The sequence below is a fragment of the Saccharopolyspora sp. ID03-671 genome, assembly GCF_045278815.1.
Classification (GTDB): domain Bacteria; phylum Actinomycetota; class Actinomycetes; order Mycobacteriales; family Pseudonocardiaceae; genus Saccharopolyspora; species Saccharopolyspora ipomoeae.
Genome location: NZ_CP134054.1, coordinates 5,183,719 through 5,203,631 on the forward strand (window position 1 = coordinate 5,183,719; position 19,913 = coordinate 5,203,631).

Sequence of the window (19,913 nt, forward strand, 5' to 3'; positions counted from 1 at the left end):
CCGGGCTCCGCGCGGTCAGGCGAGGCCGAGGTCCCCGGTGAGGTAGCGCTGGAGGTTGGGGCCGATGGTGGCCGCGACGGTGTCGGCGTCGGCCGAGGCCAGCGGTTCGATGCGGACGACGTAGCGGGCCATGCCGAGGCCGACGAGCTGGGAGCCGCACAGCGCCACCCGCATCTCGCCGCGGTCGACCTCCAGGACCGCGACCAGGCGGTTGAACAGCACGTTCTGCACGAACTCGCGGAGCATCGCCACCGCCTGCTCGTTGCTGGCGACGCTGCGCATCAGGGCCGCGAACTGGCCGCCGCCGACACCGTCCCAGGCGGCGACGAAACGCCGGATGATCCGCTCGCCGATCTGCTCGCGCGGCCCGTCGAGCACCTCGCGGAGGATCTCGGCCGGGTTGACCGGGATCTGCACCGCCGCGGTGAACAGTCCTTCCTTGCCGCCGAACCAGTGGTTGACCATCGCCGGGTCGACGCCCGCGCCGCCGGCGATCGCGCGGACGGTGGCGGCGTCGTAGCCCTGCTCGGCGAACACCTCGCGGGCCGAGGTCAGCAGCGCCTCCTTGGTGTCGGCGCCTTGGGGCCTGCGGCCTCGCCGCTTCGGTTCGGTCGTGCTCACCCGTCCATCCTCGCGGCACCGGTGCCGCAGTGGCAAAGCGGACGGGCAAAGCGGAGGGGCAAAGCGGAGGTCCCGCACCGGGCGCCGAGGACTGCGCGGCACAATGACGGGCATGGTCGGCGATGGTGAGATCGGCAGTGTGAGCCCAGGACGCGAGGAGTTCCGGAGCCTGGCGGCGGAACACCGGGTGATCCCGGTGGTGCGGCGGTTGCTCGCGGACGACGAGACCCCGCTGGGGGTCTACCGCAAGCTCGCCGGGAACCGCCCCGGCACGTTCCTGTTCGAGTCCGCCGAGAACGGTCGTTCCTGGTCGCGATGGTCCTTCGTCGGGGCCCGCAGCGCCGCCGCCCTCACCGTCCGCGACGGCGAGGCGCACTGGACCGGCACGCCGCCGGTCGGCCTGCCCTCCAGCGGCGACCCGCTGGAGGCGCTGCGCGAGACGGTCCGGCTGCTGCACACCGACCCGCTGCCCGGCCTGCCGCCGCTGACCGGCGGGATGGTCGGCTACATGGGCTACGACACCGTGCGCAGGCTGGAGCGGCTGCCCAACCTGACCGAGGACGACCTGCAGATCCCCGAGATGGTGATGCTGCTGGCCACCGACCTGGCGGCGCTGGACCACCACGAGGGCACGATCACGCTCATCGCCAACGCGGTGAACTGGGACGACAGCCCGGAGCGGGTCGACGCGGCCTACGACGACGCGGTGCGCCGCCTCGACGAGATGACCGAGCGGCTGCAGACCCCGGCGGCGCCGACGGTGGCGACGTTCTCCCGGCCCGCCGCGGACTTCCGCCGCAAGCGCCGACCGGAAGAGCACCACGCGGCGGTGGAGAAGGCCAAGGAGGCCATCCGCGCGGGCGAGGCGTTCCAGGTGGTCGTCTCGCAGCGGTTCGAGATGGACACCGACGCCGACTCGCTGGACATCTACCGCATCCTGCGCACCACCAACCCGAGCCCGTACATGTACCTGCTGCGGCTGGACGACCCCGACGGCGGCAGCCCGTTCGACATCGTCGGCTCCAGCCCGGAATCGCTCGTCACCGTGCAGGACGGGCAGGCCACCACGCACCCGATCGCGGGCACCCGCTGGCGCGGCGCGGACGAGGACGAGGACGCGCTGCTGGAGAAGGACCTGCTCAGCGACGAGAAGGAGCGCGCCGAGCACCTGATGCTCGTCGACCTGGGCCGCAACGACCTGGGCCGGGTGTGCAGGCCGGGGTCGGTGCGGGTGGTCGACTTCTTCCGCATCGAGCGCTACAGCCACGTCATGCACATCGTCTCCACCGTCACCGGGCAGCTCGCCGAGGGCAAGACCGCCTTCGACGCGGTGGCGGCCTGCTTCCCGGCGGGCACGCTGTCGGGCGCGCCGAAGCCGCGCGCGCTGGAGCTGATCGAGGAGCTGGAGCCGACGCGGCGCGCCCAGTACGGCGGCGTGGTCGGCTACCTGGACTTCGCGGGCAACGCCGACACCGCCATCGCGATCCGCACCGCCCTGGTGCGCGACGGCCGCGCCTACGTGCAGGCCGGTGGCGGCATCGTGGCCGACTCCGACCCGGTGGCCGAGGACCAGGAGTGCCTGAACAAGGCCCGCGCGGTGCTCAACGCGGTCGCCACCGCCGGGACGCTGACGGCGCCCGCCGAGCAGGAGGCGCGCCTTGACCAGCGCGTCTGAGCAGGACCCGGCCCCGACCCGGTCCAAGGGCCTGCTCTGGGCGGTGCTGCTGCTGGTGCTGGCCGGGGCTGGAGCCCTGTGGGGCGCCTCGGGCCTGACCTGGATGAGCCGGCCGTTCCGCACCCCGATCGGCACCGAGACGGTCAGCGCCGCGACCGGTGCGGAGGCGCGGCCCGAGCTGGTGCCGATGACGCTGGCGGCGCTGGCCGCCGTCGCCGCCGTGCTGGCGACCGGCGGGCTGCTGCGGCGCCTGGTCGGCGTGTTCATCGCGCTGGCCGGTGCGCTGCTGGTCTGGCGCGCCTTCCAGCACTTCACCGGCGGTGGCAGCGCCCTCGACGTGCCCGAGGGCAGCGTTCCGGCGGGCGAGCTGTCCACCTCGCCGTTCGGGCCGCTGCTGATGGTGCTCGGTGCGTTGCTGCTGGTGACCGCGGGTGTGCTGGTGGTGGTGCGCGCGGGGCGGATGCCGGCGATGGGCGCGCGCTACGCCGCGCCGGGCGCCGCGAAGGAGCGGGTGTCCCAGGATCCGGACAGGCGGTTGTGGAACGAGCTGGACGCCGGACGCGATCCCACGGACGAAGACGATCGCTGAAGGATCTCCAGCGTCACCAAAACTGCTGTTCGACGTCGTCCGGAGCCGGTCGTCCCGGCTCGCAACAGGGCCGAAGGTCCTTGTTGCGCTGGGACTCCGGGCCCACCCCTTGGTAAGGGGGTCGATTGGTGAGGTTTAGCATCGGCCATGCGACGGCACGGCGGGAAGGGGAGTGTCGTGATCGAGCGCAATGAGTTCAACCGCGCATTCAGCAGGGTCTGGGCATTGCGGGTGAGTGTTCGGGGCACAGCCGGCGAGGTGTTCGCGTGACCGTTCTGGAAGACATCATCGAAGGCGTCCGCGAGGATCTCGCGGTCCGCGAATCGGCGATTCCGTTCGACGAGATCAAGCAGCTGTCGGCGGCCGCCGCGCCGCCGCACGACGTGCTGGCCGCGCTCAAGGCGCAGGGCGTCGGCGTCATCGCCGAGGTCAAGCGGCGCAGCCCGTCCAAGGGCGAGCTGGCCGAGATCGCCGAACCGGCCGATCTCGCCGCCGACTACGCCGACGCGGGTGCCCGGGTGATCAGCGTGCTCACCGAGCAGCGCCGCTTCGGCGGATCGCTGGCCGACCTGGACGCCGTGCGCAAGCGCGTCCCGGGCACGCCGGTCCTGCGCAAGGACTTCGTGGTCAGCCCGTACCAGGTGCACGAGGCCCGCGCGCACGGCGCGGACATGGTGCTGCTCATCGTGGCCGCCCTGGAGCAGAACGTGCTGGAAGCGCTGCTCGACCGGGTCGAATCGCTGGGCATGGCCGCGCTGGTCGAGGTGCACACCGCCGAGGAGTCCGACCGGGCGCTGGAGGCGGGCGCGAAAATCATTGGCATCAACGCCCGCAACCTGCATACGCTCGAAGTCGACCGCGACGTCTTCGGCCGGATCGCTCCGGGGCTGCCGCAGGACGTCATCAAGGTCGCCGAGTCCGGAGTGCGCGGACCCAGCGACCTGATGGCCTACGCGGGTTCCGGTGCCGACGCCGTTCTGGTCGGCGAGGGCCTGGTGACCAGCGACAACCCGAAGTCGGCGGTGAACCAGCTGGTGACCGCCGGGTCGCACCCGGCATGTCCGCGTCCGAGCCGCTGAGGCTCGACGGCGCGGCGTGCGAAGCACAGGAGGTAAGGCAATGACCGTCGGGGCTGACGCCGCGCGCGCCCACCGCCAGGGCACCCCCGTGCCCGAGGGGCACGATCCGGACGGGCGCGGGCACTTCGGCGACTACGGCGGCCGATTCATGCCCGAGGCGCTGATCGCGGCTCAGGACGAGCTCGCCGCCGAGTACGCCAAGGCCCAGCAGGACCCGGCGTTCCTCGCCGAGCTCGACGAGCTGCTGCGCAACTACGCGGGCCGCCCGTCGCTGCTGACCGAGGCCAAGCGCTTCGCCGAGCACGCGGGCGGGGCTCGCGTGCTGCTCAAGCGCGAGGACCTCAACCACACCGGCTCGCACAAGATCAACAACGTGCTGGGGCAGGCGCTCCTGGTCAAGCGGATGGGCAAGCGCCGCGTCATCGCCGAGACCGGTGCCGGTCAGCACGGCGTGGCCACCGCGACGGCCTGCGCGCTGCTGGGCCTGGAGTGCGTGGTCTACATGGGCAAGGTCGACACCGAGCGCCAAGCCCTCAACGTCGCGCGGATGCGGCTGCTGGGCGCCGAGGTCATCCCGGTCGCCAACGGCTCGGCGACGCTCAAGGACGCCATCAACGAGGCGCTGCGCGACTGGGTCGCCAACGTCGACCACACCCACTACCTGCTGGGCACCGCCGCCGGGGCGCACCCGTTCCCGGTGATGGTGCGCAACTTCCACCGGGTCATCGGCGACGAGGCCCGCGAGCAGACCCTGGCGATGACCGGCCGGCTGCCGGACGCGGTCGTGGCCTGCGTCGGCGGCGGCTCCAACGCGATCGGCATCTTCCACGGCTTCATCGACGACGCCGACGTGCGGCTGGTCGGCTTCGAACCCGCCGGTCACGGCATCGAGTCCGGAGAGCACGGCGTCACCCTCGGCGAGGGCACCCCGGGCACGCTGCACGGCGCCCGCTCCTACCTGCTGCAGGACGAGGACGGGCAGGTCATCGAGGCCTACTCGATCTCGGCGGGGCTGGACTACCCGGGTGTCGGCCCGGAGCACTCCTACCTCAAGGACACCGGCCGCGCGGAGTACCGCTCGGTCACCGACGACGAGGCGATGCAGGCCTTCCAGCTGCTGTCGCGGACCGAGGGCATCATCCCGGCGATCGAGTCCGCGCACGCCCTGGCCGGGGCGATCAAGCTCGGCCAGGAGATCGGGCCGGACGGGCTCATCGTCGTCAGCCTCTCGGGTCGGGGCGACAAGGACATGGACACCGCGGCGAAGTACTTCGGGCTCGTCGACGAGGAGCGGGGAGAGTCGTGAGCCTGCGTGACGTTTTCCAGGCGTGCCGTGCCGAGTCGCGGGCAGCGCTGATCGGCTACCTGCCCGCCGGGTACCCGACCGTCGAGGGCAGCCAGGAGCTGCTCAAGGCGATGGTCGAGGGCGGCTGCGACATCGTCGAGGTCGGCCTGCCGTTCTCCGACCCGGTGATGGACGGGCCGACGATCCAGGCCGCCAGCGAGACCGCGCTGCGGGCGGGCTTCCGCGTGCGGCAGGTCTTCGACGTCGTCTCCAGCATCGCCGAAGCCGGTGGTCAGGCGGTCGTGATGACCTACTGGAACCCGGTGCACCACTACGGCGTGGACGCCTTCGGCCGCGACCTCAAGGCCGCGGGCGGGCTCGGCGTGATCACCCCGGACCTCATCCCGGACGAGGGCGAGGACTGGATCGCAGCCACCGACGCCCACGGGCTGGACCGGATCTTCCTGGTCGCTCCGTCGTCCACCGAGGAGCGGCTGGCGCTGACCGCCAAGTCCAGCAGCGGCTTCGTCTACGCCACCTCCGTGATGGGCGTGACCGGTGCGCGCGACTCGGTCGGCTCCGCCGCGGCCGGGCTGGTGGAGCGCACCCGCGCGCACACCGACCTGCCGATCGGCGTCGGTCTGGGCGTGCGCTCGCGCGAGCAGGCGGCCGAGGTGGCGCGCTTCGCCGACGGCGTGATCGTCGGCTCGGCGTTCGTCACCCGGGCCGAGCAGGACGGCCCCGACGGCGTCCGGGCGCTGGCTGCGGACCTGGCCGCGGGAGTGCGCGGGGCCTGACGCGCGGGGGGTGCTCACCGCTGGTGCGGCGCCCGATACCGTAAGCACCGTGAGTGCTGCCTCGGCGAGTCCCTTCCTGGCCAACATTCCCAGCCCTCCGCAGGGGGTTTGGTACATCGGTCCGATTCCGCTGCGCGCGTACGCGCTGTGCATCATCGCCGGCATCGTGCTGGCGGTGTGGATCAGCAACCGCCGCTGGATCGCGCGCGGTGGCCGGGAGGGCACCGTCGTCGACGTGGCCGTGTGGGCGGTGCCGTTCGGCCTCATCGGCGGGCGGCTCTACCACGTGGCCACGGACTGGTACAAGTACTTCGGGCCGGACAAGAACCCGCTGGACGCGCTGAAGGTCTGGGAGGGCGGCCTCGGCATCTGGGGCGCGGTCGCGCTCGGCGCCGTGGGCGCCTGGATCGGCTGCCGCCAGCGCGGTGTCCCGCTGCCCGCGTTCGCCGACACCGTCGCGCCGGGCCTGGTGCTCGCGCAGGCCGTCGGGCGTCTCGGGAACTGGTTCAACCAGGAGCTCTACGGCGGTCCGACGACCGTGCCGTGGGGCCTGGAGATCTACCGCCGCATCGACCCGGAGACCGGGCTGGCCGACCCGATCGCGGGCGTCGCCGTCGACCCGACGCCGATCACCGTCGTGCACCCGACGTTCCTCTACGAGCTGGTCTGGAACGTGGGCGTGTTCCTGCTCGTGCTGTGGGCGGACCGCAAGTTCCGGATGGGTCACGGCCGCGTGTTCGCGCTCTACGTCGCCGGGTACACGGCCGGTCGCGTGTGGATCGAGATGATGCGCAGCGACGAGGCCACCCACATCCTGGGCATCCGCATCAACGTCTTCACCTCGCTGCTGGTGTTCCTCGCCGCCGTCATCTACCTCCTGGTGGTCCGGGGCAAGCGGGAGGACCCGGCCCTCCTCGCGGGCAAGCCGTACCCGGAGGACCTGCCGTCCACGGTCGAGCCCAAGTCGGACGATTCGAAGTCCGAGGAGCCGAAGTCGGACGATTCGAAGTCCGGCGACTCCAAGACCACCGAGGACGAGGCCACACCGGACTCGAACACCGAACCACCGGGCGAAACCTCGCCCGACCAGGACAGCCCCGGCTCGGACGAGGACGAGGCCTCGTCGGCGCCATCCGACAAGGACGCCAAGAGCCAGTCCTGACCCCGGCACCCGAAGAGGCCGCGGACTCCCCTGGCAACCACTCACGCCGCGAGGGACCCGATTTCAATGGAAGTCGGGTCCCTGATTTCAATGGGAGTCGGGGATTCCGGTTTCGGGGGAGATCGGGACGCCGGGGCCGGGCGAGGGTGCGGGGTCAGGGGGCGCCGAGGGCGTGGGAGAGGTCGTTGGCGGCGGTGGTGACCGCGGTGGCGGCGGCGGTGAGGTCGTTCGGGGGGAGGCGGAAGATCGGGCCCGAGATGTTGAGGGCGGCGATCGTGGCGCCGGTGAAGTCGCGGACCGGGGCGGCGACGGCGACGAGACCCGGTTCGGTCTCCTCGACGGCCGTGCTGTGGCCGGCCGCGCGCTCGACGGCCATGCGGGCGCGGACGTCCTCGGGGGTGCGCGGGGCGCGTTCGGTGCCGGGGAGCGGGTCGGGTTGGGCCGCGAGCAGGGCGTCGACCTCGTCGTCGGGGCGCCCGATCAGCAGGGCCCGGCCGCTGGACGTGCAGTTGAGCGGGGAGAGGCGGCCGATCCACTCGTGCGCCTGCAGCGCGCGCCCGGGGCGTTCGGCCAGCACGGTGACGGCCGCGTTGCCGCTGAGCACGGTCAGGTAGGCGGCCTCGCCGACCGCGCGCACGAGGGAGCGCAGCACGGGCGCGGCCTGCTGCAGCAGGCGGCTGTCGCTGGCGGCTCCGGCCAGCGCGAACAGCTGCCAGCCCAGCCGGTACTCCAGGCTGTCGGGGTCGCGCTCCACGAACCCGCTCTCGGCGAGGGCCTTCAGGGTGCGGGAGACCTGTGTCTTCTCCTTGCCGAGCGCGTCGGCGACGGACTGCACGCGCAGCGGCCCGGATCCCAGGGCCCGCAGCACGTCGAGCGCGCGGTGGACGCTGCTCAAGTTATCGGTGGTCACAGGCCCACGATGGCATGATCGTGCGCATGGAGCAACAAGCGTTGCTCAGTGAGCCCGGCCTGTTTACGGTCGGATCCCATGTGTGGAATCGCCGCCCTTCACCACCCGCAGACCGGACCCGCCGCGACCACCGGGGAGCGGATGCTCGCCGAGCTGGCGCACCGCGGGCCGGACGACCGCGCTCAGCTGCCGGTCGGTGCGCACGCGTGGCTCGGGCACACCCGGCTGTCGCTGGTCGACCTCGACGGCGGTCGGCAGCCGCTCACCTCGGCCGACGGGTGGGCGCTGGTCTGCAACGGGGAGATCTACGACCACGCCGACCTGCGCGCGGAGCTCGGCGAGCACGAGTTCCGGACGTCCTCGGACAGCGAGGCCGCGCTGGTGCTGCTGCGCCGACGCGGTCCCGCCGCGCTGACGCGGCTGCGGGGCATGTGGGCGCTGTGCGCGGCCGCGCCCGACGGCCGCTTCGTCGCCGCCCGCGACCGGCTCGGCATCAAGCCGCTGTACTGGGCCGAGTCCGGCAGTGTCCGGTACTTCGCCTCCGAGCTGCGGGCGTTCCCGGCCGCCGTGCGGCCCGCGGTGGAGACCTTCCCGCCCGGCTGCTGGTGGACCCCGGAGGACGGCCTGGTCCGCTTCGCCGACCCGATGCCGGATCCCGCCGAGCTGCCGAGCTGGGAGGGTCTGGCGCCGGAGGTCGTCGAGAAGGCGACGCGGGAGGTGCTGGTCGACTCGGTGCGGCGGCACCTGATGGCCGACGTCGAGGTCGGCGTGTTCCTCTCGGGCGGACTGGACTCCAGCGTGGTGGCCGCGATCGCCGCCGCCGAGTGCGCCGAGGCGGGCACGAGGCTGAAGACCTTCGCGGTCGGCACCGCGGATTCACCGGACCTGCTCGCGGCGCGCGCCGCGGCCGAGCACCTGGGGACCGAGCACCACGAGGCGATCTTCGACGCGCGGCGGGCGGTGGCGGCGCTCGACGACGTGGTGGCCTCGGTGGAGTCCTTCGACGCGAGCCTGGTCCGCAGCGCCGTGCCCAACTGGTTCCTCGCCGAGCTCGCCGCCCAGCACGTCAAGGCGGTGCTGACCGGGGAGGGCGCGGACGAGCTGTTCGCCGGCTACGGCTACTACCACCGCGCGCACGCCGAGGGCCTGCAGGACGAGCTCGCCCGCACGCTCGGCGCGCTGCACGGGCTCAACCTGCAGCGCTGCGACCGGATCACGATGGCGCACGGCCTGGAGGCCCGCGTCCCGTTCCTCGACACCGAGGTCGTCGCGCACGCGATGTCGCTGCCGGAGGAGCTCAAGGCGCTGCAGGACGGCGTCGAAAAGGCCCATCTGCGAAGGGCTTTCACCGGCCTGCTGCCCGAGGAGCTGCTGTGGCGGCGCAAGGCGCAGTTCGGCACCGGCAGCGGAGCCCAGGACCTGCTCACCCCGTACTGGGAGCAGCGCGTCACCCCGTCCGAGCTCGCCGCCACGGACGCCCCGGTGCGCACCCGCGAGGAACTGGCCTACCACCGCACCTTCCGCAGCCACCTCGACGGGATCCGCCCCGAAGCGGTCCTCACCCGCTTCGCCACGGCCTAGCGGGTCGGAGCGATGACCGGGGAGCCGTCGGGGGTGCGCAGGACCGTGACGCGGGCGGCGTAGCGCTCGGCCAGGGACGAGGGGGTGAGGACCTCGCTCGGCGTGCCCTCGGCGGCCACCGCGCCGTCGTCGAGGAGCAGCACGCGCTCGGAGTACTGGGCGGCCAGCGTCAGGTCGTGCAGCGTCGTGATGACCGTGGTGCCCAGCTCGGCGCGGAGTTCGTCGACGAGGTCGAGCAGCGCCTGGGCGTGACCGATGTCGAGACCGGTGGTGGGCTCGTCGAGGAGCAGCACCCCGGCGCGCTGCGCCAGCGCGCGGGCCAGGACGGTGCGCTGCCGCTCGCCGCCGGAGAGGGTGCGCAGCGCGCGCCCGGCCAGGTCCGTCAGGTCCAGGCGGGCGAGCAGCTCCTCGACGACCTCCAGGTCGCGGCGGCCCTCCCGGCCGAGCGGGCCGAGGTGCGGGGTGCGTCCGAGCAGCACGTAGTCGGTCACGGTCAGCCCCATCGGCAGCTGCGGGATCTGCGGGGCGTAGGCGAGGGTGCGGGCGCGTTCCCGGCGCGGCAGCGACGCCAGCGCGCGGCCGCCCACCCGCACCTCGCCGGTGTGCGGGAGCAGTCCGGCGATGGCCTTGAGCAGGGTGGACTTGCCCGCCCCGTTCGGGCCGATGATGCCCAGCCAGCCACCACCGTCCACAGTGGTCGAGACGCCGGAAACGACTCGGTGGCGCCGGTATCCGGCCGCCAGGTCGCGGACTTCGAGGCGGCTCATGCCCGGCTCCGGTGCAGCAGGACCGCGAAGAACGGGGCGCCGGTGAACGCGGTGATCACGCCGATGGGGAGCTCCGCCGGGGCCAGCAGGGTGCGCGCGAGCATGTCGGCCAGCACCAGGAACACCCCGCCGAACAGCAGCGACATCGGCACGATGATCCGGAACCCGCCGCCCAGCGCCAGCCGCACCAGGTGCGGCACGACGAGCCCGACGAACCCGATCAGCCCGGCGACGCTCACCGCCGCGGCGGTGGCCAGCGAGGCCGCGACCAGCACCAGCGCCCGCACCCGGCCGGGGTGCACGCCGAGCGAGGCGGCCTCCTCGTCACCGGTGCCCAGCAGGTCCAGCAGCCGCGCGCACAGGCACAGCACCACCGCCGAGACCACCACGTAGGGCAGCACGACCAGCACTTCGCGCCAGCCGGTGGTGGACAGCCGCCCCAGGATCCACAGGTAGACCTGCTGCAACGAGTCCACCCGCAGCTGCTGCAGGAACGTCTGACCGGCCGTGAGGAACGCGCCCACGGCGACCCCGGCCAGCACCAGCGTCGCGGTGTCCCGGCCCGCCGAGCGGCCCACCAGCCAGGTCAGCGCGACCCCGCCGAGAGCTCCGGCGAACGCCGCAGCCTGCACCGGGATCGACAGCCCGGCCTGCGGGGCCGCGGTGATCACGGCCGTGACGGCCAGGCCCGCGCCGGCGGCGGAACCGAGCAGGTAGGGGTCGGCGAGCGGGTTGCGGAAGACGCCCTGGAACGCCGCGCCGGACACCGCCAGCGCGGCCCCCACCAGCACGCCGAGCACGGTGCGGGGCACCCGCAGCTGCCACAGGATCGCCGCCTCGCGCTCCGACAGCGGCGAGACCCCGCCGGTCAGCTGCGCGACGATCTCGCCGAGCACCCGCTGCCAGCCGAGCTCGGCGGCGCCCAGCAGCACCGACAGCAGCACGCCCACCACCAGCGCGGACACGCCGACGACGAGATGCCGCGGGCGGAGCCGGGTGGCCGAGATCAACCTTGCTGACCCATCATCCCTGCTGGCCCGTCATCCCTGCTGGGCCTTGCCGACCGCGTCGCTGATCGCGCGCACGAAGTCCACCACGCGCGGGCCCCAGCGGCTGGCGACGTCGTCGTCGAGCTCGACGACGTGGTTGCGCCGCACGGCGTCGACGGTGTTCCAGCCGGGCCGCGCGGCGATCGCGGCGGCGTTGACGCCGCAGCACTTGGTGTCGGCGGCGAAGATCAGGTTCGGGTTGGCCTGCACCACGTGCTCCTGCGAGAGCTGCGGGAACGGCCCGCCCGCCGGGTCGGCCCCGCCCGCCGGGTCAGCGATGTTGACCATGCCGAACTGCGAGTAGACGCTGCCCACGAAGCTCTGCGAGGTCGCGGTGTAGAGATCGGGGCTGACCTCGTGGAAGTAGGTCAGCGGCTGCGGGGGCTTGGGCGTCTTGGCCACGATGTCGGCGATGTCGGCGCGCATCTTCTGCACCATCGCGGTGGCCTGGTTGCCGTGCCCGGTGGCCTGCCCGATGACCTGGATCTGCTGGTAGGCGTCCTCCAGGCTGGCTGCGGAGGGGGTCAGCAGCACCGGCACGTCGACGACCTTGAGGCCCTCGGCGAGCTGGGTGGCGTTGTCGGGGGCGATGACCAGGTCCGGCTTCTTGTCGGCCACGGCCGCGGCGTCGGCGGTGAAGCCGGTCAGCTCGGTGCGCGGCGCGTTGGCCGGGTAGTTCGAGAACTGGTCGACGGCCACGACCTGGTCGCCGGCACCGAGCGCGAAGAGCGTCTCGGTGGCCGAGGGCGACAGCGACACGATCCGCTTGGGCTGCTGCAGCAGCGTCACCGGCTGCCCGCCGGGCAGCGAGACCTTGGCCGGGAACGCCGAGGCGGGATCGTCGGGCACCTCCGGAACCGGGGAGTGCTGGCGGGTCGCGCACGCCGTCATCAGGGTGAGCAGGGCGAACGCGGCCATCATCAGGGCGGCGAGGCGGCGGAACCCGGTCATGTCTTCCCTCGGGTCGGAGCTGGCGAACGAGCACCCACCGTAGCGAGGGGCGCTGAGCAGGAAAGATATCAGCAAAGATCGTCGTGGGCCGCCGCCGGAGGGAGCATCGTCCGGCGAGAGGTACCCAGCGGTAGACGCAGCGGGTAGATTCGATGACGGACCGTGTCCGCCGACGTGCGGTTCGCCTGCGCGAGCCGCGGGCCGGTCGGATCGGGGCCGTGCGATGTGGTCAGCCGCCACACCGGCCGTGCTCGTGCGCGTGGTGGGCTGAACCAGCCGAATCGCGGGCGCGTACCCAGCGAGTGGCGTGACAACAAGATGGTCAGCATCACGTTTGGCTTGCTGCTTCCGGGTATCCTGGCTGTTAAAGTCTGCTAAACGCTCCGGTTACAGCGAACGGGCGAGCGCGCCCGAAATCTTCCACGGCACAACCGGATCTTTTATCTGCGGGCCAATGCCGTCCCGTGCCCAGAAGTCGTAGAAGTCAGGTCAACGGCCGACCACCGACTTCCAAGCACGAGCATGACGAGGGAGGTCTGCAGTGGTCTTCTCCGCGATCCCAGCGGCCCAGGGCCTGTACGACCCGGCCGCCGAGCAGGATTCCTGCGGCGTGGCCATGGTCGCCGACGTTCGAGGTCGGCGTTCGCATGGAATCGTCGCGGACGCGCTGACCGCCCTGGCGAACCTGGAGCATCGCGGCGCCGCCGGCGCCGAGCCCACCAGCGGCGACGGCGCGGGCATCCTGCTGCAGCTGCCCGACGCCCTGCTGCGCGCCACCGCGGGCGTGTCCCTCCCCGAGCCCACCGCCGACGGCGAGAGCCGCTACGCGGCGGGCATGGCCTTCCTGCCCGCCGACGCCGCCGAGCGCGAGCGCGTCGTGGCGCTGGTCGAGCGCATCGCCGCCGAGGAGGACCTCACCGTCCTGGGCTGGCGCGACGTGCCCACCACGCCGGACGCTGCGAACGTGGGCACCACGGCCCGCGGCTGCATGCCGCACTTCGCGACGCTGATGGTCGCGGGCAACGGCGGCGAGTCCGGCCTGGCGCTGGACCGGCTGGCCTTCTGCCTGCGCAAGCGCGCCGAGCGCGAGGCCGCGCGGGAGGGCTCCGAGCTGTACTTCCCGTCGCTGTCGGGTCGCACCTTCGTCTACAAGGGAATGCTGACCACCGCGCAGCTGCCCGCGTTCTTCCCGGACCTCACCGACGAGCGGATCGCCAGCGCGATCGCCGTGGTGCACAGCCGGTTCTCGACCAACACGTTCCCGTCGTGGCCGCTGGCGCACCCGTTCCGCTACGTCGCGCACAACGGTGAGATCAACACGATTCGCGGCAACCGCAACCGGATGCGGTCCCGCGAGGCGCTGCTGGCCTCCGACCTCATCCCGGGCGATCTGTCCCGCCTGTACCCGATCTGCGCCGACGACGGCTCGGACTCGGCGTCGTTCGACGAGGTGCTGGAGCTGCTGCACCTGGGCGGCCGGTCGCTGCCGCACGCGGTGCTGATGATGGTGCCCGAGGCGTGGGAGAACCACGCCGAGATGGACCCGAAGCGCAAGGCCTTCTACCAGTTCCACGCGAGCCTGATGGAGCCGTGGGACGGCCCGGCCTGCGTCACCTTCACCGACGGCGCGCTGGTCGGCGCGGTGCTGGACCGCAACGGTCTGCGCCCGGCCCGCTGGTGGCGGACCGCCGACGACCGCGTGGTGCTGGCCAGCGAGTCCGGTGTGCTGGGCCTCGACCCGTCCGAGGTGGTGGCCAAGGGCCGCCTGCAGCCCGGCCGGATGTTCCTGGTGGACACCGAGCAGGGCCGGATCCTCGACGACGAGGAGTTCAAGTCGGGGCTGGCCGCCGAGCACGCCTACGACGAGTGGCTGCACGCCGGTCTGCTCAACCTCGACGAGCTCGCCGACCGCGAGCACGTGGTCAGCACCCACGAGTCGGTGGTGCGCCGCGAGCTGTCGTTCGGCTACACCGAGGAGGAGCTGGCGCTGCTGCTCGCGCCGATGGCCACCGGCGGCGCCGAGCCGCTGGGCTCGATGGGCGCCGACACCCCGCCCGCGCCGCTCTCGCAGCGCTCGCGGATGCTCTACGACTACTTCGTGCAGCAGTTCGCGCAGGTCACGAACCCGCCGCTGGACGCGATCCGCGAGGAGATCGTCACCTCTGTCGCCCGGATCATGGGCCCGGAGCAGAACCTGCTCACGCCGTCGCCGGCGTCGTGCCGGCACATCGTGCTGCCCAACCCGGTGATCGACAACGACGAGCTGGCCAAGCTCATCCACATCAACGACGACGGCGACCTGCCCGGGTTCTCCTCGGCGGTGCTCTCCGGCCTGTACGAAGTGGACGGTGGTGGTCCGGCTCTGGCCGAGGCGATCGAGCGGGTCCAGCGCGAGGCCTCCGAGGCCATCGCCCAGGGCGCGCGCGTGCTGGTGCTCTCCGACCGCGACTCGAACCACGAGATGGCGCCGATCCCGTCGCTGCTGCTGACCTCGGCGGTGCACCAGTACCTCATCGGCACCAAGGAGCGGCTGCGCGTCGCGCTGGTCGTGGAGTCCGGTGACGCCCGCGAGGTGCACCACGTCGCGGCCCTGCTGGGCTACGGCGCCGCGGCGGTCAACCCGTACCTGGCGTTCGAGGCCATCGAGGACATGATCTCGACCGGCCAGATCTCCGGCGTGCGGCCCAAGATCGCCGTCCGGAACTACGTGCAGGCGCTGGTCAAGGGCGTGCTCAAGGTGATGTCGAAGATGGGCATCTCCACCGTCGGCGCCTACACCGCCGCGCAGGTCTTCGAGGCCGTCGGGCTCTCGCAGGACGTCGTCGACGCCTACTTCCAGGGCACCACCTCCAAGCTCGGCGGCGTCGGCCTCGACGAGCTCGCCGAGGAGGTCGCGCAGCGGCACCGCCGCGCCTACCCGGACAACCCGACCGAGCGGGTGCACCGCAAGCTGGAGGTCGGCGGCGACTACTCCTACCGCCGCGAGGGCGAGCTGCACCTGTTCACGCCGGAAACGGTGTTCCTGCTGCAGCACTCGACCAAGACCGGCCGGTACGACAAGTACCGCGAGTACACCGCCGAGTGCGACCGGCTGTCGGCCGAGGGCGGCACGCTGCGCGGGCTGTTCGAGCTCGACAGCGGGCGCGACCCGATCGACATCGACGAGGTCGAGCCGATCTCGGAGATCATGAAGCGGTTCTCCACCGGCGCGATGAGCTACGGCGCGATCTCCGCCGAGGCCCACGAGGTGCTGGCGATCGCGATGAACCGGATCGGCGGCAAGTCCAACTCCGGTGAGGGCGGCGAGGACGTCGACCGGCTCTACGACCCGGAGCGCCGCTCGGCGGTCAAGCAGGTCGCCTCCGGCCGCTTCGGCGTGACCAGCGAATACCTGGTCAACGCCAGCGACATCCAGATCAAGATGGCGCAGGGCGCCAAGCCCGGTGAGGGCGGCCAGCTGCCCGCGCACAAGGTGTACCCGTGGATCGCCAAGACCCGGCACTCGACGCCCGGCGTCGGGCTGATCTCGCCGCCGCCGCACCACGACATCTACTCGATCGAGGACCTCGCGCAGCTCATCCACGACCTGAAGAACGCCAACGAGCAGGCCCGCGTGCACGTCAAGCTGGTCAGCGAGGTCGGCGTCGGCACGGTCGCGGCGGGCGTGTCCAAGGCCCACGCCGACGTCGTGCTCATCTCCGGTCACGACGGCGGCACCGGTGCCGCGCCGCTGACCTCGCTCAAGCACGCGGGCACGCCGTGGGAGGTGGGGCTGGCCGAGACGCAGCAGACGCTGCTGCTCAACGGCCTGCGCGACCGGATCACCGTGCAGTGCGACGGCGGCTTCAAGACCGGCCGCGACGTCGTGGTGGCCGCGCTGCTGGGCGCCGAGGAGTACGGCTTCGCCACCGCTCCGCTGGTCGTCGAGGGCTGCGTGATGATGCGCGTCTGCCACCTCGACACCTGCCCGGTCGGCGTCGCGACCCAGAACCCGGACCTGCGCAAGCGGTTCACCGGCCAGGTCGAGCACGTGGTGAACTTCTTCGAGTTCGTCGCCCAGGAGGTGCGGGAGTACCTGGCGCAGCTGGGGTTCCGGACGCTGGACGAGGCGATCGGCCAGGTCTCGGCGCTCAAGCGCGACAAGGCCGTGCAGCACTGGAAGTCCCGCGGCCTGGACCTGGAGCCGGTGTTCGCCGAGCCGCGGACGCCGTACTCGACGGTGCGCCGCCGGGTGCGGGAGCAGGACCACGGCCTCGACCAGGCCCTGGACCGCACGCTCATCCAGCTCGCCGAGGCGGCGCTGGAGGACGCCCGCCCGGTGACGCTGCGGCTGCCGGTGCGCAACGTCAACCGCACCGTCGGCACGCTGCTGGGCGCGGAGGTCTCGCGCCGCTACGGCGGGGACGGTCTGCCCGACGACACGATCCACGTGGAGCTGGAGGGCTCGGCCGGTCAGTCGCTGGGCGCGTTCCTGCCCAGCGGCATCACGCTCGACATGGTCGGCGACACCAACGACTACGTCGGCAAGGGCCTGTCCGGCGGCCGGATCGTGGTGCGCCCCGACCCGGCCTCGACGTTCCGCGCCGAGGACCAGGTCATCGCGGGCAACGTGATCGGCTACGGCGCGACCAGCGGTGAGATCTACCTGCGCGGTCAGGTCGGCGAGCGCTTCGCCGTCCGCAACTCCGGCGCGCAGCTGGTCTGCGAGGGCGTCGGTGACCACGCCTTCGAGTACATGACCGGCGGCCGGGCGATCGTGCTCGGCGGTACCGGCCGCAACGTCGGCGCGGGCATGTCCGGCGGCATCGCCTACGTGCTGGACCTGGACCCGGTGCGGGTGAACACGGCGATGGTCGACCTCAAGCCGTGCGGCGCCAAGGAGCTGAAGTGGCTGCACGAGGTCGTGCAGCGGCACCACGAGCTGACCGGGTCGGCGGTGGCCGCGTCGCTGCTGGGCGACTGGCCGCGGCGTTCGGCGGCGTTCACCAAGGTGATGCCGCGCGACTTCCAGCGGGTCCTGGACGCAACGCGGATGGCCAAGATCGAGGGCCGGGACGTGAACGAGGCGATCATGGAGGCTTCCCGTGGCTGACCCCAAGGGCTTTCTGAAGTACGCGCGGGCCGAGGCCCCCAAGCGTCCCGTCGACGACCGGCTGGGCGACTGGCACGAGGTCTACGCGGCGCTGTCCGCGGAGGACCGCAACGAGCAGGTCTCCACCCAGGCCGCGCGCTGCATGGACTGCGGAATCCCGTTCTGCCACTCGGGTTCGTCGGGTTGCCCGCTGGGCAACCTGATCCCGGAGTGGAACAACATGGTCCGCCGCGGCCAGTGGGAGGCGGCCAGCGACCGGCTGCACGCCACCAACAACTTCCCGGAGTTCACCGGCAAGCTGTGCCCGGCGCCGTGCGAGGCCGGCTGCGTGCTGGCGATCTCGCCGGAGGCCGGGGGAGCGGTGGCAATCAAGCGGGTCGAGGAGACCATCGCCGAGGTCAGCTGGGAGAACGACTACGTCTCGCCGCGCACGCCGGAGGAGCACACCGGCAAGCGCGTCGCCGTCGTCGGCTCGGGCCCGGCCGGGCTGGCCGCCGCCCAGCAGCTCACCCGCGCGGGCCACGAGGTGACCGTCTACGAGCGCGACGACCGCATCGGCGGCCTGCTGCGCTACGGGATCCCCGAGTTCAAGATGGAGAAGTCCGTCCTGGACCGGCGTCTGGCGCAGATGCGCGACGAGGGCACGAAGTTCATCACCGGCTGCGAGGTCGGCTCGGACCTCACCGTCGAGGACCTGCGCGCCGGCTACGACGCGGTGGTGCTGGCGGTGGGCGCGCTGCGCGGCCGCGACGACACCACCATCCCGGGCCGCGAGCTCGGCGGCGTGCACCTGGCGATGGAGCACCTGGTGCCCGCCAACAAGGAGGTCGAGGGCGACGGCCCGTCGCCGATCTCGGCCGAGGGCAAGCACGTCATCATCCTCGGCGGCGGCGACACCGGCGCCGACTGCTACGGCACCGCGACCCGGCAGGGCGCGCTGTCGGTGACGCAGCTGGACAACTACCCGCAGCCGCCGACCGAGCGCGACGACGACATCTCGCCGTGGCCGACCTGGCCCTACATCCTGCGCACCTACCCGGCGCACCAGGAGGCCGGTGAGCGGAAGTTCGCGGTGGCGATCGAGTCGTTCGTGGGCGACGAGGACGGCAACGTGCGCGCGGTGCGGCTGCGCCACGTGCAGGTCCGCCGCGACGAGAACGGGCGCCGCCAGGTGGTTCCGGTCTCCGACGAGGTCGAGGAGCTGCCCTGCGACCTGGCGCTGCTGGCGATCGGGTTCGAGGGCGTCGAGCACATGCCGCTGCTGGGCGGCCTGGGCATCGAGCTCACCCGCCGCGGCACCATCGGTTCCGGTTCGAACTGGGAGACCACCGCCCCGGGCGTGTTCGTCTGCGGAGACGCCCACCGCGGCGCCTCGCTGGTCGTCTGGGCCATCGCCGAGGGCCGCTCGGTCGCCCACGCCGTCGACGCCCACCTCATGGGCACCTCGGAACTCCCCAACCCGGTCCACCCGACCGCCCTCCCGCTGGCGGTCTGATCTCCCGCTGCGGGGTGGGGCGTTTCGCGCGAAACGCCCCACCCCGCAGCGCTTTCGTGATCCGGTTCACGCGAAACCGCCCGCGCGGCCGGTAGTTGATCTCTAGCATTCCTCCCCGGGCCGGAGATGGCCCTTCGAACGTCCACAATGGATGGGGAGGGAACGCGTGGACTTCCACAAGACCCGGGGTGCTCTTCTGGCGCCCCTGATCCTGATCGGGCTCGGCGTGCTCGGGACCGTCATGCTCGTCGGCGGCCTGACCGGCGGATCGGGCGTGCGGATCCACGGCATCTTCTTCCTGGCGCCGATCGGCGCCATCGCCGGGCTGGTCCTGCTGATCAACGCCCTGCGCCGGATGGTGGTGCGGATCGACGAGCGCGGCATCCTGATCGAGCACCCGGCCAAGCGCGTGAAGGTCGCGCTGGGCTGGCAGCACGTCGCCGGGGTCTCGGTGACCACGCTGCCCAAGCCCGGTGACGCGAAGCAGCGCTCCACCTACCTGACGGTGTGGCCGCACGGCGGCCTGAACCCGGGAGTGCCGCAGAACTGGATGATCCAGAACGACGGCTGGACCGGCTACCGGCTCATCGACACCGCCGACCTCCGCGAGTCGGACGACCAGATCACCCAGGTGCTGCGCCAGTACGCGGCACCCGTCCTCCGCTGAAGATCACTCGCCGGAACCCCCACGGTCCGGGACCCGATTACGGCCGTGTTCCGGTCCCCGTCCCCGGGCGGGTGTCGGTCCCGTGGTCGTGACCGCATTACGGCCGTGTTCCGTTCACGGTTTACGGGAGTAATCCGGGTTCTGGACGTGAGGTGTGGGGGTTTTCGGGGATTTCGAGGGGGAGCCCTCGTTG

General features: G+C 72.2%; 15 protein-coding genes. 10 read left to right on the forward strand and 5 right to left on the reverse strand.

The window, feature by feature from the left end:
- Positions 1-15: 15 nt before the first annotated feature.
- On the reverse strand, positions 16-621 hold the full coding sequence (locus REH65_RS24065; RefSeq protein WP_281454680.1) for a TetR/AcrR family transcriptional regulator: 606 nt from the start codon (positions 619-621) through the stop codon (positions 16-18).
- A 112-nt stretch (positions 622-733) separates the two neighbouring features.
- Here REH65_RS24065 and REH65_RS24070 point away from each other — a divergent pair, with 112 nt between their 5' ends.
- The 6 genes from REH65_RS24070 to lgt all read left to right on the forward strand — a co-directional run bounded on the left by REH65_RS24070 (position 734) and on the right by lgt (position 7,208).
- The gene (locus REH65_RS24070) at positions 734-2,296 is read left to right on the forward strand and encodes an anthranilate synthase component I (RefSeq protein ID WP_281454679.1); all 1,563 of its coding nucleotides are present in this window, start codon (positions 734-736) and stop codon (positions 2,294-2,296) included.
- A complete protein-coding gene (locus REH65_RS24075; RefSeq protein WP_406689183.1) occupies positions 2,280-2,885 on the forward strand; it encodes a Trp biosynthesis-associated membrane protein in 606 nt (201 codons plus the stop codon). Before REH65_RS24070 ends, REH65_RS24075 begins: the two co-directional genes overlap by 17 nt.
- A gap of 266 nt (positions 2,886-3,151) precedes the next feature.
- A complete protein-coding gene (gene trpC / locus REH65_RS24080; protein WP_281454677.1) occupies positions 3,152-3,964 on the forward strand; it encodes an indole-3-glycerol phosphate synthase TrpC in 813 nt (270 codons plus the stop codon).
- A gap of 40 nt (positions 3,965-4,004) precedes the next feature.
- On the forward strand, positions 4,005-5,270 hold the full coding sequence (gene trpB, locus REH65_RS24085; protein ID WP_406689184.1) for a tryptophan synthase subunit beta: 1,266 nt from the start codon (positions 4,005-4,007) through the stop codon (positions 5,268-5,270).
- Positions 5,267-6,046: a tryptophan synthase subunit alpha gene (gene trpA, locus REH65_RS24090; RefSeq protein ID WP_406689185.1), complete on the forward strand. Its 780-nt coding sequence runs from the start codon at positions 5,267-5,269 to the stop codon at positions 6,044-6,046. The genes trpB and trpA overlap by 4 nt, the downstream gene beginning before the upstream one ends.
- A gap of 49 nt (positions 6,047-6,095) precedes the next feature.
- Positions 6,096-7,208, forward strand: a complete 1,113-nt coding sequence (gene lgt, locus REH65_RS24095; RefSeq protein ID WP_406689186.1) for a prolipoprotein diacylglyceryl transferase — start codon at positions 6,096-6,098, stop codon at positions 7,206-7,208.
- A gap of 154 nt (positions 7,209-7,362) precedes the next feature.
- On the opposite strand, the gene REH65_RS24100 is transcribed toward lgt, so the two are convergent.
- Positions 7,363-8,118 carry an IclR family transcriptional regulator gene (locus REH65_RS24100; RefSeq protein ID WP_406689187.1) on the reverse strand — a complete coding sequence of 252 codons (756 nt, stop codon included), beginning with the start codon at positions 8,116-8,118 and terminating at the stop codon, positions 7,363-7,365.
- A gap of 78 nt (positions 8,119-8,196) precedes the next feature.
- On the opposite strand from REH65_RS24100, the gene asnB reads away from it, so the two are divergent.
- Positions 8,197-9,699 carry an asparagine synthase (glutamine-hydrolyzing) gene (gene asnB / locus REH65_RS24105; RefSeq protein WP_406689188.1) on the forward strand — a complete coding sequence of 501 codons (1,503 nt, stop codon included), beginning with the start codon at positions 8,197-8,199 and terminating at the stop codon, positions 9,697-9,699.
- Here asnB and REH65_RS24110 read toward each other — a convergent pair.
- From REH65_RS24110 to REH65_RS24120, 3 genes are all read right to left on the reverse strand, one after another.
- Positions 9,696-10,466: an ABC transporter ATP-binding protein gene (locus REH65_RS24110; protein ID WP_406689189.1), complete on the reverse strand. Its 771-nt coding sequence runs from the start codon at positions 10,464-10,466 to the stop codon at positions 9,696-9,698. The two genes, asnB and REH65_RS24110, sit on opposite strands and share 4 nt — an antisense overlap.
- Positions 10,463-11,431, reverse strand: a complete 969-nt coding sequence (locus tag REH65_RS24115) for a FecCD family ABC transporter permease (RefSeq protein ID WP_406689190.1) — start codon at positions 11,429-11,431, stop codon at positions 10,463-10,465. The genes REH65_RS24110 and REH65_RS24115 overlap by 4 nt, the downstream gene beginning before the upstream one ends.
- Positions 11,432-11,506: 75 nt before the next feature.
- Positions 11,507-12,466, reverse strand: a complete 960-nt coding sequence (locus REH65_RS24120) for an ABC transporter substrate-binding protein (RefSeq protein WP_406689191.1) — start codon at positions 12,464-12,466, stop codon at positions 11,507-11,509.
- Positions 12,467-13,007: 541 nt separating this feature from the next.
- On the opposite strand from REH65_RS24120, the gene gltB reads away from it, so the two are divergent.
- From gltB to REH65_RS24135, 3 genes are all read left to right on the forward strand, one after another.
- The gene (gene gltB / locus REH65_RS24125; RefSeq protein ID WP_406689192.1) at positions 13,008-17,558 is read left to right on the forward strand and encodes a glutamate synthase large subunit; all 4,551 of its coding nucleotides are present in this window, start codon (positions 13,008-13,010) and stop codon (positions 17,556-17,558) included.
- A complete protein-coding gene (locus REH65_RS24130; RefSeq protein WP_281454667.1) occupies positions 17,551-19,053 on the forward strand; it encodes a glutamate synthase subunit beta in 1,503 nt (500 codons plus the stop codon). Before gltB ends, REH65_RS24130 begins: the two co-directional genes overlap by 8 nt.
- Before the next feature lie 166 nt (positions 19,054-19,219).
- Entirely contained in the window at positions 19,220-19,720 is a 501-nt protein-coding gene (locus REH65_RS24135) for a hypothetical protein (protein ID WP_406689193.1), read from the forward strand.
- The last annotated feature ends 193 nt before the right edge of the window (positions 19,721-19,913 follow it).

Coding starts and splice junctions, on each gene's coding strand:
- REH65_RS24070 (WP_281454679.1), top strand. CDS start 734: ATGGTCGGCGATGGTGAGATCGGCAGTGTGAGCCCAGGACGCGAGGAG.
- trpB (WP_406689184.1), top strand. CDS start 4,005: ATGACCGTCGGGGCTGACGCCGCGCGCGCCCACCGCCAGGGCACCCCC.
- asnB (WP_406689188.1), top strand. CDS start 8,197: ATGTGTGGAATCGCCGCCCTTCACCACCCGCAGACCGGACCCGCCGCG.
- REH65_RS24110 (WP_406689189.1), bottom strand. CDS start 10,466: ATGAGCCGCCTCGAAGTCCGCGACCTGGCGGCCGGATACCGGCGCCAC.
- REH65_RS24120 (WP_406689191.1), bottom strand. CDS start 12,466: ATGACCGGGTTCCGCCGCCTCGCCGCCCTGATGATGGCCGCGTTCGCC.